The sequence below is a fragment of the Rhodovulum sulfidophilum DSM 1374 genome (assembly GCF_001633165.1).
Lineage (GTDB): Bacteria > Pseudomonadota > Alphaproteobacteria > Rhodobacterales > Rhodobacteraceae > Rhodovulum > Rhodovulum sulfidophilum.
In genome coordinates this window covers 38,376-55,262 of sequence record NZ_CP015419.1, presented here as the reverse complement: position 1 = coordinate 55,262, position 16,887 = coordinate 38,376, and the positions used below count along the sequence as shown (strand labels likewise).

17 protein-coding genes are annotated in these 16,887 nt (G+C 68.8%); 11 read left to right on the top strand and 6 right to left on the bottom strand.

The window, feature by feature from the left end:
- The first annotated feature begins 114 nt into the window (after positions 1-114).
- Complete coding sequence (locus A6W98_RS19375) at positions 115-756, top strand: TetR/AcrR family transcriptional regulator (RefSeq protein ID WP_042465600.1); 642 nt, start codon at positions 115-117, stop codon at positions 754-756.
- Positions 757-1,268: 512 nt separating this feature from the next.
- Here the strand turns inward: A6W98_RS19375 and A6W98_RS19370 are convergent.
- Positions 1,269-1,892, bottom strand: a complete 624-nt coding sequence (locus A6W98_RS19370) for an RNA ligase family protein (protein ID WP_042465597.1) — start codon at positions 1,890-1,892, stop codon at positions 1,269-1,271.
- Between the two features lie 483 nt (positions 1,893-2,375).
- Positions 2,376-2,960: an exopolysaccharide biosynthesis protein gene (locus A6W98_RS19365; RefSeq protein WP_234153200.1), complete on the bottom strand. Its 585-nt coding sequence runs from the start codon at positions 2,958-2,960 to the stop codon at positions 2,376-2,378.
- Between the two features lie 329 nt (positions 2,961-3,289).
- Here A6W98_RS19365 and A6W98_RS19360 point away from each other — a divergent pair, with 329 nt between their 5' ends.
- Complete coding sequence (locus tag A6W98_RS19360) at positions 3,290-4,174, top strand: DMT family transporter (RefSeq protein WP_042465592.1); 885 nt, start codon at positions 3,290-3,292, stop codon at positions 4,172-4,174.
- A 13-nt stretch (positions 4,175-4,187) separates the two neighbouring features.
- On the opposite strand, the gene A6W98_RS19355 is transcribed toward A6W98_RS19360, so the two are convergent.
- The 4 genes from A6W98_RS19355 to A6W98_RS19340 all read right to left on the bottom strand — a co-directional run bounded on the left by A6W98_RS19355 (position 4,188) and on the right by A6W98_RS19340 (position 7,346).
- Positions 4,188-4,859, bottom strand: coding sequence for an SDR family oxidoreductase (locus tag A6W98_RS19355; RefSeq protein ID WP_042465589.1), 672 nt, complete (start codon positions 4,857-4,859; stop codon positions 4,188-4,190).
- A 108-nt stretch (positions 4,860-4,967) separates the two neighbouring features.
- The gene (locus tag A6W98_RS19350) at positions 4,968-5,372 is read right to left on the bottom strand and encodes a PIN domain-containing protein (RefSeq protein ID WP_042465586.1); all 405 of its coding nucleotides are present in this window, start codon (positions 5,370-5,372) and stop codon (positions 4,968-4,970) included.
- Positions 5,362-5,592 (bottom strand): AbrB/MazE/SpoVT family DNA-binding domain-containing protein, encoded by a 231-nt coding sequence (locus A6W98_RS19345; RefSeq protein ID WP_042465583.1) that lies wholly within the window; start codon positions 5,590-5,592, stop codon positions 5,362-5,364. Before A6W98_RS19345 ends, A6W98_RS19350 begins: the two co-directional genes overlap by 11 nt.
- Before the next feature lie 710 nt (positions 5,593-6,302).
- On the bottom strand, positions 6,303-7,346 hold the full coding sequence (locus A6W98_RS19340) for a LacI family DNA-binding transcriptional regulator (RefSeq protein ID WP_042465581.1): 1,044 nt from the start codon (positions 7,344-7,346) through the stop codon (positions 6,303-6,305).
- A 113-nt stretch (positions 7,347-7,459) separates the two neighbouring features.
- On the opposite strand from A6W98_RS19340, the gene A6W98_RS19335 reads away from it, so the two are divergent.
- The 9 genes from A6W98_RS19335 to A6W98_RS19295 all read left to right on the top strand — a co-directional run bounded on the left by A6W98_RS19335 (position 7,460) and on the right by A6W98_RS19295 (position 16,866).
- Positions 7,460-7,684 (top strand): hypothetical protein, encoded by a 225-nt coding sequence (locus A6W98_RS19335; protein WP_042465579.1) that lies wholly within the window; start codon positions 7,460-7,462, stop codon positions 7,682-7,684.
- Positions 7,685-7,727: 43 nt separating this feature from the next.
- Positions 7,728-8,885 carry a TRAP transporter substrate-binding protein gene (locus A6W98_RS19330; protein ID WP_042465576.1) on the top strand — a complete coding sequence of 386 codons (1,158 nt, stop codon included), beginning with the start codon at positions 7,728-7,730 and terminating at the stop codon, positions 8,883-8,885.
- A gap of 100 nt (positions 8,886-8,985) precedes the next feature.
- Positions 8,986-9,492: a TRAP transporter small permease gene (locus A6W98_RS19325; protein ID WP_042465573.1), complete on the top strand. Its 507-nt coding sequence runs from the start codon at positions 8,986-8,988 to the stop codon at positions 9,490-9,492.
- Positions 9,493-9,501: 9 nt separating this feature from the next.
- Positions 9,502-10,821 (top strand): TRAP transporter large permease, encoded by a 1,320-nt coding sequence (locus A6W98_RS19320; protein WP_042465570.1) that lies wholly within the window; start codon positions 9,502-9,504, stop codon positions 10,819-10,821.
- 26 nt (positions 10,822-10,847) lie between these two features.
- Complete coding sequence (hisD, locus tag A6W98_RS19315; RefSeq protein ID WP_042465567.1) at positions 10,848-12,188, top strand: histidinol dehydrogenase; 1,341 nt, start codon at positions 10,848-10,850, stop codon at positions 12,186-12,188.
- Positions 12,185-12,922: an SDR family NAD(P)-dependent oxidoreductase gene (locus A6W98_RS19310; protein ID WP_042465565.1), complete on the top strand. Its 738-nt coding sequence runs from the start codon at positions 12,185-12,187 to the stop codon at positions 12,920-12,922. The genes hisD and A6W98_RS19310 overlap by 4 nt, the downstream gene beginning before the upstream one ends.
- Entirely contained in the window at positions 12,919-13,929 is a 1,011-nt protein-coding gene (locus A6W98_RS19305) for a zinc-dependent alcohol dehydrogenase (RefSeq protein WP_042465561.1), read from the top strand. Before A6W98_RS19310 ends, A6W98_RS19305 begins: the two co-directional genes overlap by 4 nt.
- A 321-nt stretch (positions 13,930-14,250) precedes the next feature.
- Entirely contained in the window at positions 14,251-15,537 is a 1,287-nt protein-coding gene (locus A6W98_RS19300) for a DUF6880 family protein (RefSeq protein ID WP_052678162.1), read from the top strand.
- Positions 15,538-15,834: 297 nt separating this feature from the next.
- A complete protein-coding gene (locus tag A6W98_RS19295; RefSeq protein WP_042465559.1) occupies positions 15,835-16,866 on the top strand; it encodes an NADP-dependent oxidoreductase in 1,032 nt (343 codons plus the stop codon).
- The last annotated feature ends 21 nt before the right edge of the window (positions 16,867-16,887 follow it).

The following is a 16,887-nucleotide window of genomic DNA, read 5'->3' as shown; positions in this document are numbered from 1 at the left end:
GGGACGATACCGTCCAGTTAAAACCATAGTGTTTTTGTCGGAATATCGGGATACTTGCCGTCCGGCCGGAAAATTGCCCATAAGGCGGCTGAACTTCCGGAAGGCCGCACGGGAATGACGACAGCCAAGACCCCGCGCCCGGCGCGTGCCGGACGCCCGACCAAGCGCCAGTCCGAACGGATCGCGGCCGAGATCGTCGCCCGGGCGCGCGAGCTGTTCATCGCCCAGGGTTTTGCCGCGACCACGATGGAGCAGGTGATCGCCGCCTGCGGCATCGGCAAGGACACGCTCTACCGCCGTTTCGCCACCAAGGAAGATCTGTTTGCCGCGGTGACGCAGAAGGCGCTGGAGCGGACCGAGGCCTGGTTCGAGGCGGTGGCGGCGGAGTGCCCCGAGCGGCCGCTCGACCGGGTGCGGCATCTGGCGCGCTGGTTTCTCGATGCCAATCTCGACCCCGAGCTGCTGGCGCTGAAGCGCGAGGCCTTCATCGAGGCGATGCGGGCCCGGCCTCTGGTCGGCGCGGACCCGTTCACGCCGAAGCTGGCAGAGGCGATCCGCGCCGCCGCCGCTGCGGGCGAGCTTGCCGCGCCGGATGCCGATTTCGTCGCCGACCAGCTGATCGCGGCCCTGGTGCTGGGCCCCAGCAACGCGGCGCTGATGGGCGATGACACGCTGGCGGATCCGGCTGCGCGGGAGGCCTGGTTCGACCGCGCCTGGCGGCTTTTCGTCGAGGGTGCCGCGCCCGGCCGGGGCTGACCCTTGGCGGCACCGTCAGGGCGGCTCAAGGCGGTTGGAAAAGCTCCGCAAGCGTGATGCTCCGCGCGCCGTTGCCGGTGTCGGGCGAGATGGCGGGCGAGGCCCGGTAGGGTCAGGCCGTGGCCGTCGCGGATGGGGCGGAGGCCAGCAGATTCGGATCCGGGTCGGCGAGCTCGCCCGCCGGAGTTGTGGTTTGGAAGATGGGCGTCGGTTGGGGCTTGGCTGTGAAACGGCGCCTCGAACCGGGGCCGGCCTTGTCGCTGGCGGCCGGGCGGGTCGGCCTGATGACACCCCCCTGTCCTGGCTCGGGTTCGACGCGGTGCCGGGCGATCACGGCGCTCTGCCGAGGCAAGCGGCGCCCGGTTGCCGGTCGCATATCGAGCATATCTGCAGCCGATCTTCCGGGGCCGGTCCGTTGGCCGAACCCGGCTTTGCCGGCCCGAAGGTCAGGCATTGCTGACCCGAACCAGACCTTCGAGCTGTGAGGCCTGGTGGACGGGGTGAAGCTGCCGTCAGGCGTCAGCTAGGCCATTGGCGATAAGCTCAGCCTTCATCCAGTGGATTTCCGACTGAACATGCCCTTCCCTGACATATTTTCCCATCCGCCTCGGCATGTCGCTTTCTGGGAACGAGCCGGCGATCCTTGCCACAAACCCCTCTTGCCTCGACAGGTCGAGGGCCCGCGCCAGATCCTCGAACAGACCCGTGCGGTAGGCGCCCCGATAGAGCGTCGCAACGGGCTGGATGCCCAGCTCCTCGAAACGTGCCTGCGTCAGGTCCCAGGACTGGATTACATCGCCAACAATCCACGCGAAGCCGAGGAAATACGAGGGCAACGCATCATAGGCGACGGAATGACGGGCATAGAGGTTCTCGCCGACAATACGTTCGCCTTCTGCCAGATAGGGAGAAATCCCCGCCGCGAACGCTTTGAGCCAGTCTCGGGAAGGATGGTAACGGCTGTCAGGGCTGCGCGCATGGGAGCCGCCGGCGTGAATGGTCGTATTCTCACCGTCCATCTTCTCGGTGACGACGAGGTCTTCCGCCATCAGGCCTTCAAGCGAAGACATGACCTTGTCGTCGCTGGTGGCGCCGGGCGAAAATGGCAGGTGGAATGTGCGACCATACTTCTTCAAGCGCCCAAGCTAGCACGATGGCCGACTTGCGGCCATGGCCGCATTCCGGACCGTGGCTGCGTTTTCCGTGAACGACCGCTTTGCTCCGGGCCCGCCCCATGGGCGGGTCGTCCTGCTCAGGCGAAGGGGATCAGACTGGCTTTCGTCGGCACGGTCCTGTCCGAATGACCCCTGGCCTGTTTCCCCCTGCGCGAACCTTAGGCCATGGTCGGCGATGATCGGCCTCGGGGCCGCGCCGATTTGCCCTTCGGATAACGGTCATCGGGGCGGGACGGCATCGATCCGAAATCCGGGTCGGCAAGGCGACATGAACGTCGATTTTTCAAGCGTCTGGTTCTGATGCTGGCGCTCGAGCAGGAAGGACACATGCCCTGCCGGTTCCGGTGCTGTTTAAGGCGATGCGGAAACCCGCGCTCGAAGGACAGGGACCGCTGGCGGACAAGACCGGCGGGCCGATCCGGTGCCGAGCCCGGCCGGGGGCGGCTACGGGATCACCGCCTCGGCGCTGGCGGCCAGCGAGACCACGATGGCGACGGTCAGAAGCACCGAGGCCGCGCCCATCACAAGCCCCCAGATCGTGACCCGGCCATCATGCTCGACCATGCCGACGCCCGCGACGAACAGCGAGATCGCCGGGAACCAGCCGCTGCCCGGCACCGGCAGGAACAGGGTGAAGGCGATCACGAACAGTGCCGCCCCCAGCGCGCGTTCGTTGCGGCGGCGGAACAGGGCGGGATTGCGCGGCCTCAGAACCCGCTCCAGCCGCCGGGTGACGGGGCGCAGGCGCAGCACGGTCCGGCGCAGCTTGTCGTGATCCAGCCGCAACCGCGCCAGCGGTCCCGGCAGGCGGACATGGCGGTAGCCCAGCATCATCTGCGCGGTGGTGACCAGCACCGGCAGCGCGGTCACCAGCGAAGATCCGGGCGGCAGCGGCAGCATGGTCATGAGCGCGAACACCACCACCGCCCAGCCGAACGAGGTCTCGCCCAGCCCCGACAGCAGGCTGCCGAGGGTCAGGTTGCCGGCATCGTGCTGATCCCGCGAGGTCCGCAGGATCGGAAGCGACAACGAAACACGTCGCCGGGAGCCGCGATTTCTGTTCATCAGGATATCCCCCGCGCGCCGCTGTTACGCGATATCGTCCCCGGATGCCATGACTTCGATTGCGGGCGCGGGCAAGTGTCTGCCGGGCTGGCGGGTTCCCGCATGCGGCCGGGCGCCTCGCCGTCCTGTTCCGGTCCGATCCCGGCGGATCGCCCCCGATTGTCCCGATATCCCGTGGCGGGGCAGCGCTGGGGGCGGCTTCGACCATGACAGCGAAGCGCGGGCGGGCTAGGGTCGCGACGCTGAGGAGGGCCCCGGAAACGGGCCGGAGGGCTGGTGAAAGGAACTCGCGAATGACCGGAACGGCGGCAACCGTGGCGGGGCGCGACCCCATGGCGGGGATCGCTGCGATGTGCGCGGGCGTCGCCTGTCTTTGCGTCAATGACGCTTTCGCCAAGGCGCTGACCGAGGGCTATTCGCCGGTCCAGATCCTGTTCCTGCGCAGCCTGATCGCGCTGCCTTTCGCCGCCGCGATCGCGGTCGGGACCGGAGGGCCCCGGGCTCTGGTCTCGCGCCGTCCGCTGGCGCATCTGGCACGGGGCGGGCTGGTGATCGTGGCGGCGCTGATGTTCTTCACCAGTTTCCGCTATCTGGGGCTGGCCGAGGCAACCGGGCTGATCTTCGTGGCGCCGATCTTCATCACCGCGCTGTCGGCGCTGGTCCTGCGCGAGCCGGTGGGCTGGCGGCGCTGGCTGGCGGTGGCGGCGGGCTTTGCCGGGGTGCTGATCGTGGTCCGTCCGGGGGCGGCGGCGTTTCAGCCGGCCTCGGTTCTGCCGGTGCTGGCGGCGCTGTTCTATGCGGTGCTGATGCTCAGCGCGCGCTGGCTCGATGCGCGCGAAAGCGTCTGGACGATGCAGCTCTGGCTGGTCGGCAGCTCGGTGCTCCTGAGCGGTCTGGCGGTCGGTTTCGTCTGGACCCCGGTCCCGGCGGGCGATCTCTGGGCCTTCGGCTGCATCGCCCTGTTCGGCACGCTGGGCATGACGCTGATCACCCAGGCGTTCCGGATGGCGCCTGCGGTGGTGATCGCGCCGCTGGACTATACCGCACTGCTCTGGGCCACCGGTTTCGGCTGGCTGTTCTGGCAGGAGGTTCCCGACCGCGCGACGGCGGTGGGGGCCGCGGTCATCGTCGTCAGCGGCGTCTTCATCATGATCCGCGAAAGGCGGGCGGCGGGCTGAGCGCCGCCGCCTCTCAGCCGGTTGGCATGATATGGATCTCGCGCAGCTCTGCGCGGGGGTTCTGTTCCAGCGCATAAAGCACCGCATCGGCGACATCCTCGGGCCGGATCTTGTCGGGCTTGGGGCTGTCGAAGAACGGCGTGTCGACCATCCCGGGCGAGATCACCGTGCAGCGCCCGCCCCATTCGCGCATCTCTTCGGACATGTTGCCGCCATAGCCATGCACGAACCACTTGGTCGCGGAATAGATCGAGCCCTTGATATGGGTCCGCCCCGCGGCCGAGCCGGTCAGAACCAGATGCCCCTTCGTCCGGCGCAGATGCGGAAGGGCGGCACGGGCAGTGAACAGCACGCCCATCACGTTCAGATCGACCATCCCGCGCCAGTCCTCGGGATCGCCCGCCTCGGTGCCGGGCCGTTCGAGGCCGCGCCCGGCATTGGCGAAGGCCGCATGCAGCGCGCCGAAGTGTTCGACGGTACGGGCCACGGCTTCTTCTTGCGCGGTCGGATCGGTGGCATCGCCGGGCAGGGCCAGCGCCGCCGCGCCAAGCTCGGTTGCCAGCGTGTCCAGCTTGTCGGCCGAGCGCGCCATAAGCCCCACCGACCAGCCGCGGGCGACGGCGGCGCGGGCGGTGGCGGCGCCGATACCGCTGGAGGCGCCGGTGATGAACAGGGTTCGGGTCATGCTCTGTCTCCTTCGGGTCGGGTCTGGGTCAGGACCTGTGGCGCGGGCTGCGGGAGGCAAGGCCGGGGCCCTCGGCCGCGGCGGTTCCGACCAGGCGAATGCGTCTGCTCAGGCGGCGTCGGCGAAGGGGTTGACGATCTTCAGCCGCCCCTCGACGGTCAGCCCGTCTTGCATGTCCTCGGACCAGAGCCTGGTGCAGCCGCTGAGAAGCGCCGCGGCGACGATCATCGAATCGTAGACCGACAGCTTGTAGCGGGCGGCCAGCGCGCGGCCGACATCATGGGTGTCGACGGTCAGCTCGACCGTCTCGCAGAGATCGCGGATCCCGAACAGGAATTCGCCCGCCTCGTCATGGCTCATCCGGGCCTTGCGCAGGCAGTTCACCAGCGCCTCGTTCAGCACCTGGACGCTGATCGTGCCGCCCTTAGCCAGCAGCGCCTCGGACCGGTCGGCCTTGGGCCCGTCGTCCAGCAGGTAGAGGATGACGTTGGTGTCGAAGAAGTCAGCGGGCATTGGCCGCGTCGCGGCTCAGCCGGTCTTCGGACGCCAGACGGCCGCGGAACCGGCGCAGCCCTGACAGCACCTCATCGGCACGGGGATGGCGGCTGACTGCAAGCCGACCCTCGCCCGAGGGCTCCAGCTCGATCCGGTCGCCCTCGCGCAGGCCGAGGGTCCGGACCAGATCCGCGGGCAGGCGGACGGCAAGCGAATTTCCCCATCTGGCGATCTGCATGGTGGCCTCCGGCGCGGCAGGGTAGATAGACATTGAAAAATGTATATCATCCGAGGCCGTGAGGCAAGTCCCGAGGCCTGGGCTCGAGCCTCTCGGCGCGGTACGATGAGGCGGGCCTCCTCGATCCCGGGGGCGGTTCCGGTACGTTTCTGTCATGGGCCCGGCGCCTCGGGCCAGGGATTTGGACCATTGCATGGAACCATGTCCTGTTCCGCGGTGGGCCCGACCGGTTTCGGATGCGGCGCTTCCGTGGCGGGCGGCGGTTCCATGCTCCCAGCTGCGGGACTGCCGGGCCAGGGGAAGCGATCCGCCCCGTCCCGGCCTTTCCGGCATCGGTTCCACGGTCATGGCCACGCGCCTCGACGTGCCGCCAGAACTCGACCGGCGGCGCATCGCCTGTCTCGCTACGAATGCCTAAGAAAGCGGTCCCCGCCGCAGTCATGCGCGCTTCGCCAAGCGCGACAGAATGAGGTTCGAAGCAAAGGCGCCAAAGAGGATCGCCATCGCCGACAACGACCGGGCACCATCAAGGCGCTGATCCGAAACAAAAAGCCAATCACGCCCCAAGCAGAACACGAGTGGATACCCGCGGTGCACGTTGCCGCGCCGGCGTGCCCCGGTCCCGCAGCCTTCCGCTTCTTCTTGGCGAAAATACCCATGTCCCGACGGTGCTCCCGGGGCAACGGCCAGGACAGGACACGCTGATCCGACTAACCCACCGGCCCCAGCGACCCGCGTGCCACGAATTCGGTGGGCAGAAGGCGCGACACAGGCCGCCTGCCGCTGTCGATCCAGTCCATCAGGCAGGCGCCTGCCGCCTCGCCCATGCCCCGGTGCGGTACCCGGATCGTGGCAAGCGGCGGATGGACCGCCGTGGCAAGCTCGATGTCGTCGAAGCCGGTGACCGACAGCGCGCCGGGCACATCCACCCCCAGCCGCCGCGCCGCGCGCAGGGCGCCGGCCGCCAGCACGTCATTGCCGCAGATGATCGCGGTGGGCGGCTCCGCCCGGCCCAGAAGCGCGGCCGCCGCGGCCTCGCCATCGGCCAGCGTATAGGGGCATTCCCGCAGGTCCCCGGGGGCAAGCTCCAGCCCCGCCGCGCAGAGGGTTTCCGTCACCCCCGCCAGCCGGGCCTGGGCCCGGTCGTTATGGGCCAGCGGCCCCGAGATCATCGCGATCCGGCGGTGGCCGCGCGCCAGAACCTGGGCGGTCAGCTCGGCCGCGGCTCTGGCATTGTCGAAACCGATCGCCGGATGCGGCGTCTCCGAGGGCGCCGACCACAGGATCACGAACGGGATCCCCCGCGTCTCCAGCAGCGCGTCGGCCGCTGCCGTCCGCTGGCTGCCGATCAGCGCCAGCCCGTCGACGCCCCGCGCGATCAGCGCCCGGATCTGCGCCTCTTCCCGCGCCGGATCGTAATGCGACGTCGCCACCAGAAGCGTCACCCGGCTTTCCGTCAGCGTCTCCTGCAGGGCCTGCAGCGCCCGGGCGAAGATCGCGTTCTCCATCGTCGGAATGATCGCGCCGATGGTGTTGGTGCGGTTCGAGGCCAGCGCCTGACCGCCGAAATTCGGGGTGTAGCCCAGATCGCGCACCGCCGCCTCGACCGCCATCCGGGTCTCGGCCCGGACCCGGTCCGGCGCGTTCAGACTGCGCGAGACCGTCGCCGTCGACACCCCCGCCGCTCGCGCGACATCCTCCAGCGTCGGCGGGCGGCGGGAACGATCTGGCTTGCCGGTGGCGGGTCCGGACATCGCTTGAGCTCCGTGGTTTGGGTCAAGCCTCAATGTAAGCGCTTGCATAGACGAATGCAAGCGCTTACATATCAAGCTGCCGGAACGAATCGTTCGCATGAGGAGGTGTGACGATGAAATTTTTCGGGATGGCCGCGTTCGGGGCTTCGGCCCTGCTTCTGGCGGTCTTTGCGATCAACCTGATCGGGGCGAGGGCCGGAGCGGCCCTCATCGGCACCGCGGCCGAGACGGTGCTGCTGTTTCTGGCGGCGGCCTGTTTCGGTCTGGGAACCCTGAGCTGCGAGGCGCGCCGGGATGCGCGCGGCGCGGATGGGCCGGAGGTGTCCAGGAGGTCCTGACGGGATCAGACGAAAAGTTCCAAAACGGGGAGGGGATGGAACGATGCGCAACGACAATGACGATACCGGATGGAAGGCGGCCGCCTCGCGGCGCAACTTCCTGAGGCTGGCCGGAACCGGCAGCTTCACCGCCGCGGTGATGGCCTCGGCGGGCGGCATGCTGTGGTCCGACAAGGCCGCGGCGCAGACCGCCAACGAGGAGCGCGACCGCAAGCGCGCGGCCGAGCATGTGATGACCCTGGCCACCGCCTATGTGATGTCGGCGGATCGCAGCTATCCGATCATGCAGCTCGACCTGAAGGAGAACATCCAGAATGCCAGCGAGGGCAGGGTCTATGTCCAGCTTGCCCCGGCAGGCCAGCTTGGCGCGGGCAACCAGCTGGTGCAGAAGGTGCAGTCGGGCACGATCCAGGCGGCGCAGCACTCGATTGCCAATTTCGCGCCCTTCGCGCCGGTGGTCGACCTTGTCAACCTGCCCTATCTCTGCGGCTCGAACCAGCGTTTCGTGAACCTCACCCGGTCCGAGGTCTGGACCGGAACGGTCCATCCGATGGTCGAGGCGCGCGGGTTCAAGCCGCTGTTCTACGTGGTCATCGACCCCAGGGTGGTGGCGCTCAGAAAGGGCGGTCCCGGGCCGGTCCTGACGCCCTCGGATCTGGCGGGCGTCAAGTTCCGGGTGCCGGGCTCCGAGATGCTGCAGACCTATTACCGGCTGGTCGGCGCCAACCCGACCCCCGTCGCCTGGGGCGAGACGCCCTCGGCGATCCAGCAGGGCGTGGCCGACGCGCTCGATCCGGCGGTGGGCGCGCTTTACGTCTACGGCTTCAAGGAGATGCTGAGCCACGTCACCTTCACCCGCGCGGTGCCCGACGCCCAGGTCTATTCCTGCAATCTGGAATGGTATAACGGCCTGCCCGGCGACATTCGTGAGGCGATCGACACCGCCGCCGACATCACCGCCCAGCAGAACCTTGCCAAGGTGCCCGCCGCGCGCGGCTTCGCCATGTCCGAGCTGAAGAATGCCGGGGTCGAATTCCACAGGCTTTCGGACGATCAGCTCGGGCTCTGGCAGGAAGCGGGCGGCTATCAGCGGTCCGAATGGGACGATTACAAGACCGGGCTTGCCGGCTCGATGGCCGCCTTCGAGCGCATGGCCGAGGCCGCCGCGACCGAGGTCCGGGCCTATGTCGACGACGCCTGACGCCGTCTGACGCCGCGCCCGTGACGGGCGCGGTTCCGGCCCGTTTCCACCGTCTTTCCGTTTCCCGCAACGCCGGTTCGCCGCCGGCGAAGGAGCCGCCATGCTCAACGCCCTCGACCGCAACGCCGAACGCTGGGCGCTGCTGATCTTCTACATCATGCTGGTCGCGACCATGGCCATCGAGGTGATCCGCCGCGAGGTCTTCGCCTATTCCTCGATCTGGGGCGAGGAGGTCGTCCGCTACTGCTTCATCTACCTGTGCTGGATCGGTGCCGCCGCGGCGGTGCGGGAACGCGCCCATATCCGCATCGACCTTCTGCTGAACTGGGCGCCGCCCCGGGGCCGGGCGCTGCTGTACATGTTCGGCGATCTGGTGACCCTGGCGCTGGCGGTGCTGGCGCTGTGGCTCTCGGCCCAGACGGTGTCGGTGTCCTGGACCTTCGGATCGGTCAGCCACGGGCTGAGGGTCTCGATGGTGTGGTTCCTGATGGCGGTGCCGGTCGGGTTCTCGCTGATGATCTTCCGTCTTCTGCAATCCCTCGTGCGCGATTTCGCCGATCTGCGCGCCGGCCGTCCGGTCTACGAGGGCGAACGCCTGTTCGAGTGAGGTTCCGTCATGCTTTGGCAACAGATGCAACAGGGCGCGGTGGCGCTGGACTGGACCTTCTACCTGCCGGTGGCGGCGTTCCTTCTGCTGGTGGCGCTGGCGGTGCCGGTCTGGGTCGCCATCGGCGCGGCCTCGGTGATGCTGCTGAGCGCCTCGCAGGTGCTGCCGCTGTCGCTGGTGGGCGAGGGGCTGTTTTCCGGCATCGACCATTTCGCGCTGACCGCCATTCCGCTGTTCATCCTGACCGGCGACGTGCTGGTCCGGACCGGGCTCAGCCGCAAGTTCCTCGACGTGGCCGAGGCGCTGACCAACTGGACCCGGGGCGGCTTCGGCTCGGCCACGGTGCTGGTCTGCGGCATGTTCTCGGCGATCTCGGGCTCGGATGCCGCGGGGGCGGCCGCGGTCGGGCGGATGACCATCGAGCGGCTGGTCGAAAGCGGCTATCCGCGCCCCTATGCCTGCGCGCTGGTGGCGGCGGGAGCCTGCACCGGGATCCTGATCCCGCCCTCGATCGCCTATATCGTGATCGGTCTGGTGCTGGGGATCTCGGCCTCGACCCTGTTCAAGGCGGCGCTGATCCCGGGCGTGCTGATCCTTGCCGCGATCCTTTTGACCAACACGGTCCTGAACCGGCGCCATGCCTGGGAACAGGGCCATGCGCTGAGCCTGTCCGAATGGCTGGCCAATCTGGGCCGGGCGCTGGCGCGGGGCTGGTATGCCTTCATCGTGCCCGGGGTGATCTTCTGGGGCATCTTCAGCGGCCGGCTGACCCCGACCGAGGCGGGGGCCAGCGCCGTGACCATCACCATCGCCATGGGCTTCGTCATGGGCACGCTGAAGCTGGCCGACTTTCCCTCGATGATGGTCAGTTCGGCCAAGGTGAACGGGGTGATCGTGCCGATCGTGGCGATGTCGCTGCCGCTGGCGCAGGCGCTCTCGGCGATGGGGGTGCCGCAAAGCTTCGTCTACACCATGACCGGCTTCGTTTCCGAGCCCTGGATGCTGATCCTGGTGATGATCGCGATCCTGGTCGCGGCCGGCTGCGTGATGGAGACGACCCCGAATATCGTGATCCTGGCGCCGCTTCTGAAGCCGCTGGCCGACGAGATCGGCATGAACGAGATCCAGTTCTGCGTGATGATGATCACCGCGCTGGGGGTCGGCTTCATCACCCCGCCCCTGGGGCTGAACCTGTTCGTGGTCAGCGGTCTGACCGGCGAATCCGTGCTCAGGATCTCGGCCCGCGCCGTGCCCTTCGTGCTGTTCATGCTGACGGTCGTGCTGCTGATCGCCTTCGCGCCTGCGGTCTCGACCCTGATGCTGTCCTGAAACCCCTAAAACAGAAAGTGGATCCCATGACCGTGAGCTATCTGAAGAAGGCCCCCCGCAGGGCGGTGTCCGACGCCACCGAAACCCGCGAGACCGTGCAGAAGATCCTGACCGAGATCGAGGCGGGCGGCGAGCCTGCGGCGCTGGACTATGCCGCGAAATTCGACCGCTACGAGGGCAATGTGGTGCTGACCCGCGACGAGATCGACGCCGCCGCCGCCAGTCTGGACCAGCGGGTCAAGGACGATATCCGCTTTGCCCATGACAATGTGCGCCGCTTTGCCGAGGCCCAGCTGAAGACCGTCGGCGATTTCCAGACCGAGATCCGGCCCGGGCTGACACTGGGCCAGAAGGCGATCCCGTGCCGGGCGGCGGGCTGCTACGCGCCGGGCGGCCGCTACAGCCATGTCGCCTCGGCGCTGATGACGGTGACCACGGCGCGGGTCGCGGGCTGCGGCCATGTCTCGGTCTGCTCGCCGCCGCGCCCGGGCGTGGGGGTGCACCCGGCCATCGTCTATACAGCCGATCTGTGCGGCGCCGACCAGATCCTGGCGCTTGGCGGGGTGCAGGGGATCGCGGCCATGGCCTTCGGGCTGTTCGGCATGCCCGCCGCCGATATCCTGGTCGGCCCCGGCAATCAGTTCGTGGCCGAGGCCAAGCGGCTGTTGTTCGGCCGGGTCGGCATCGACATGTTCGCGGGCCCGACCGACAGCATGGTGCTGGCCGACGCGACCGCCGACCCCGAGATCGTCGCCGCCGATCTGGTGGGCCAGGCCGAGCATGGCTACAATTCGCCGGTCTGGCTGGTGACCGATCACCGGCCGCTGGCCGAGGCGGTGATGGCCCGGGTGCCCGAGCTGATCGCGGCGCTGCCGCCGGTCAATGCCGAGAATGCCGCCGCTGCCTGGCGCGACTATGCCGAGGTGATCCTCTGCGACAGCCGCGAGGAGATCGCCGCCACCTCAGACAGCTATGCGCCCGAGCATCTGACCGTGCAGGCCGCCGATCTGGACTGGTGGCTGGGGCGGCTGTCCTGCTATGGCAGCCTGTTTCTGGGCGAGGAGACGACGGTCGCCTTCGGCGACAAGGCGGCGGGCACCAACCATGTGCTGCCGACCTCGGGGGCGGCGCGCTATACCGGCGGGCTGTCTGTCCACAAGTATCTCAAGCTGGTGACCTGGCAGCGCGCCACCCGCGACGGCGCCCGGCCGATCGCCGAGGCTACCGCGCGGATCTCGCGGCTGGAGGGGATGGAGGGTCATGCCCGCACCGCCGATATCCGGCTGGCCAAGTATTTCCCGGACCGGAGCTTCGATCTGGGCGCCGATCCGGCCGCCGTTCAGGGTTCCGCGAAGGTGTCGGCATGATCGCCGCGACACCGCTTGAGGGCAAGGTGGCCTGCGTGACCGGGGCCAGCGCCGGGCTCGGCCGCGCCATCGCCGAGGCGCTGGTCGGGGCCGGGGCGAAGGTCGTGGCCGTCGCCCGGCGCCGGTCGGACTGGTGCGACGGCACCAATGCCGTGGCGCTGTCGGCGGATCTCTCGGATCCCGGCCGCGCCAAGGGCGTGGCGCGCGCGGTCTCGGACCCGTTCGGGCCGCCCGATATCCTCGTCAACGCGGCGGGCGTGAACACCCGCGAGGCGGCCGACGAGGTGACGCTGGAAGGCTGGACCCTGACCCAGAACCTCAATCTGGCGATGCCGTTCTTCCTGGCCCAGGCGCTGGTGCCCGGGATGCGCGAACGCGGCTGGGGGCGGATCGTCAATTTCGCCTCGCTGCAAAGCCTGCGCGCCTTTCCCGGCGGCATCGCCTATGGCGCCTCGAAGGGCGGCATCGTCCAGCTGACCCGGGCCATGGCTGAGGCCTGGTCGCGGCATGGCATCACCGCCAATGCGCTGGCGCCGGGGTTCTTCCCGACCGAGCTGACCGGCCCGGTCTTCGATGATCCCGAACGCGCCGCGCGCAACGCTGCCCAGACCTGCATCGGCCGCAACGGGCGGCTGCCGGACATCGTCGGCCCCGCGCTGTTTCTTTGCTCGGCCGCGTCCGACTATGTGACCGGGCAGGTGCTGCCTGTGGATGGGGGGTTTACTGCGAAATGAAGGCCCTGATCTATACCGGCCCCCGCCTGCTGGAACTGCGCGAACTGCCCGACCCCGAGCCCGGCCCCGGTGAGGCCCTGATCCGGGTCGAGGCGGCCGGGATCTGCGGTTCGGACATGCATGCCTGGGCAGGCCATGACGACCGCCGCCCGGCACCCCTGATCCTCGGCCACGAGGCCGCGGGCATCGTCGTCTCGGCCCCGCCCGGCGGCCCGGCGGCGGGCCGCCGGGTGACGGTCAATCCGCTTGTCACCTGCGGGCATTGCCGGTTTTGCCGGGCCGGGCGCGACAATCTCTGCGAGACCCGCCAGATCCTGTCGATGCCGCCGCGCGAGGGCGCCTTTGCCGGGCTGCTGGCGGTCCCGGCACGCAACCTCACCCCGGTGCCCGAGGGCATATCCCCGGTCGCCGCCGCCCTGACCGAGCCCCTGGCCTGCGGCTGGCATGCGGTGGGGCTGGCGGAACGGGCGCTCGAGCTGCCGCTGGCCGAGGCGCGCTGCCTGGTGATCGGCGGCGGCGCCATCGGGCTGGGGGCGGCTCTGGTTCTGCGGGCACGCGGCGCGGCCGAGATCTGGCTGGCCGAGCCCTCGGGTCCCCGGCGGGACATCGCGGCGGCCGAGGGCGGCATCCGGACCTTCGATCCGACCGGGCCCGGCACCGGCCCCGAGGGCGTCGATCTGGTCATCGACGGCGTCGGCTTCGGGGCGACCCGGGCCGCCGCCAGCGCGGCGCTGCGTCCGGGCGGGGCGATGGTGCATATCGGGCTGGGCGATGCCGGTCCCGGGCTCGACATCCGCCGCGCCACCCTTCAGGAGCTGACCTTCATCGGCAGCTACACCTACATCGCGCAGGAGTTCCGCGACACCGCCGCAGCTCTTTTCGCGGGCCGTCTGGGCGGGCTTGGCTGGGTCCGGACGATGCCCTTGGCCGAGGGGGCCGCCGCCTTCGCCAGTATTGCCGGGGGCGGCGAGGCCGCGCCCAAGATCGCGCTTTTGCCTGACGGGTAGGGCGGGTCCGACACCGTTCCGCGCAGGTCCGGGGGGGCGGGGTCGTCGCCCCCCGTCGTCCCGGGAAACCTGCGCTTCTGAATGCGGTTGCGGTTCCCCGCCGATCCGGCCGCGCCTGTTCCTCGGCGATGCTGCTTGGGGGCTCCGGCAGGGGCACGGTCACGGGGGGACGGCACCCCAACGCCGCATTCGAGGCCATCGCCACTAACGTGACGGGCGGTATGGCGATGCCGCATGCCTGTGGCCGGGCCTGTCGACGCTGGCGTGACTGCAGGAGACACCTGTGTTTTCACTTGCAAGGCGAGGGTTTCCGGGGCCTCCATGTCCGGCGATCGCGGGGCGCCATTTCCATCTCCGGCGCATGCTTGCAAAGCTCCCGGCGAGGCGCAGAAGAAACTGGCTCGGGAACTGGCGGAGCTGACCCGGCTTGTCGAGACCCGGATCGCGCCCGATGCCCCGGATGCGGCCTTCGACCTGCTCTGGGCCGAGCTGCAACTGGCCCCCGGCATCCATGAGCGCACCGATGACAGCCAGGGCACCATCGGCGAGGTGATGGGCGAGGCCATGGCGGCGATCGAACGCCTTGCGCCGAGGTTGGGCAAGGACCCCGCGGCACTGGCCGAAACCGTCTTCGAGGCGATCTTGGACGATGGCTATGGCGCCTTCGATGACGCCGTGCCCGCGCTGGCCGAGGCGCTTGGCGCCACCGGTCTGGCCCGTCTGAAGGCGCTGGCCGAAGCCGCCCGCGCAGCACCACCCACCGAGGCCGATCTTGCCCGCTATGCGTTCATCTCTGACCGCGACGCCCGCGCTGCCCGCGCCCGTGCCGGGCGCAACCGCAGCCTCGATATGATCCTGCGGGACGTGGCCGATGCAGAGGGCGACGTGGACAGCTGGCTTGCGCGATATACCCCCGAGCAACTGACCTGTTCCACCATCGCCCCCGATGCCGCCACCCGGCTGCTGGCGGCGGGCCGCGCCGGGGACGCGCTGCACCTGATCGAGGCCGCGCTGCCCGGCGAGAGCGATGATCCCTGGTTCGACGACCCCGAGCTGGATGCGGCGCATTTCGCCTGCCTGGAGGCGCTTGGCCGCAAGGACGATCTGCGCGCCGCGCTCTGGCACCGCTTCGAGCGCCGGCTCTGCCCCGACGCCCTGCGCCGTCACCTCAGGCTGCTGCCCGATTTCGAGGATATCGAGGCCGAGGACCGCGCGCGCGGGATTGTCCTCGACTATGAACCGGTCGAGAAGGCGCTGGCCTATTGCCTGGAGGCCCCCGACCTGTCCCTGGCGGCCGAGCTGATCGAGGCCCGCAGCGAGGAGATCGACGGCAATGCCTACGAGATCCTTACACCGCTTGCCGAGGCGCTTGCCCCTGCCTACCCGCTTGCCGCCGTTCTGCTGTGGCGGGCGATGATCGACTTCGCCCTGGGGCGAAGACGCGCGGGCCGCTACGGCCATGCCGCACGGCACCTGTCGGATTGTGCCGCCGCGGATGCCGAGATATGCGACTACGGCCCCCACCTGTCACATGCGGATTATCTGGACGGGCTGCGCCAGAGCCATGCAAGGAAATCGGCCTTCTGGGAACGCCTGCGGACCGGCTGATGCGCGCCGATGAGCGCCGCTTTGGCACATCCGAAATGACCCGTATGTCCGGGGCGCTTTTGCTGCCTCTCTGGGATCGCGTCGCGATCATGTTGGGCCAGAACAGGCGCATCCGGCACCGGCCGAGCGTATGGGGTCACTCCCCGCCACCAAGAGAGCCGCCGCTCTGACGCCTGAGGGAGGCCCGCGCCGCCCTGTTCAAGGGCCCGTTCAAGTGGATGTGCGGCAGGCCGCCCTTGTCATGCCACGGGCCGGCACAAATCTTCAGGACAAGAACCGATCAAACTGGAATGTCCCATGGCACAAACCGATACCGTGAACCGCAGATATGTCCTGGCCCGGCGTCCGAAGGGCGCCCCCGACGAAAACACCCTGCGCCTGGAATCCGCCGAGGTGCCCAGCCCCGGCCCCGGCCAGATGCTGTTGCGCAACGAATACCTCTCGCTCGATCCCTACATGCGCGGCCGGATGAGCGATGCGCCCTCCTATGCCGCCCCGGTCGAGATCGGCGAGGTCATGGTCGGCGGCACGGTGGCAGAGGTGGTGACATCGGATGTGGACGGCTTCGAGACGGGGGACCGCGTCGTGGCCTTCGGTGGCTGGCAGGATTACGCGCTTTCGGACGGCACCGGCGTGATCAACATGGGCAAGTCGCCCGAACATCCGTCCTGGGCGCTTGGCGTCCTCGGCATGCCGGGGCTGACGGCCTGGGCCGGGCTGACCCGGATCGGGCAGCCGAAAGCGGGCGAGACCCTTGTCGTGGCCGGGGCCAGCGGCCCGGTCGGGGCGACGGTCGGCCAGATCGGCAAGATCCTGGGCCTGCGCGTTGTCGGCATTGCCGGCGGAGGTGAGAAATGCCGCCATGTCACCGAGACCCTCGGCTTTGACGCCTGCATCGACTACAAGGCCGAGGGCTTCCCCAAGGCGCTGGAAGCCGCTGTTCCGGATGGCATCGACATCTATTTCGAAAATGTCGGCGGCGCGGTCTTCGATGCCGTGCTGCCCCTGCTGAACGCCTCGGCCCGGATCCCGGTTTGCGGGCTGATCTCGCAATATAACGCCACGTCGCTGCCCGACGGGCCCGACCGGATGTCCCTGCTGATGGGCACGATCCTGCGCAAGCGGATGACCATGCACGGTTTCATCGTCTTCGACGATTTCGGCCATCTCTACCCGGAATTCGCCAAGCAGATGGGCGATTGGGTGGCGCAGGGCAAGATCAGGTATCGCGAGGAAATGATCGAGGGGCTGGAACAGGCGCCCGCCGCTTTCGTTGGGCTGCTCAATGGCGAGGCTTTCGGCAAACGCGTCGTCAGGCTTGGCCAGTAAACGACACGAATCCCGGAGGAA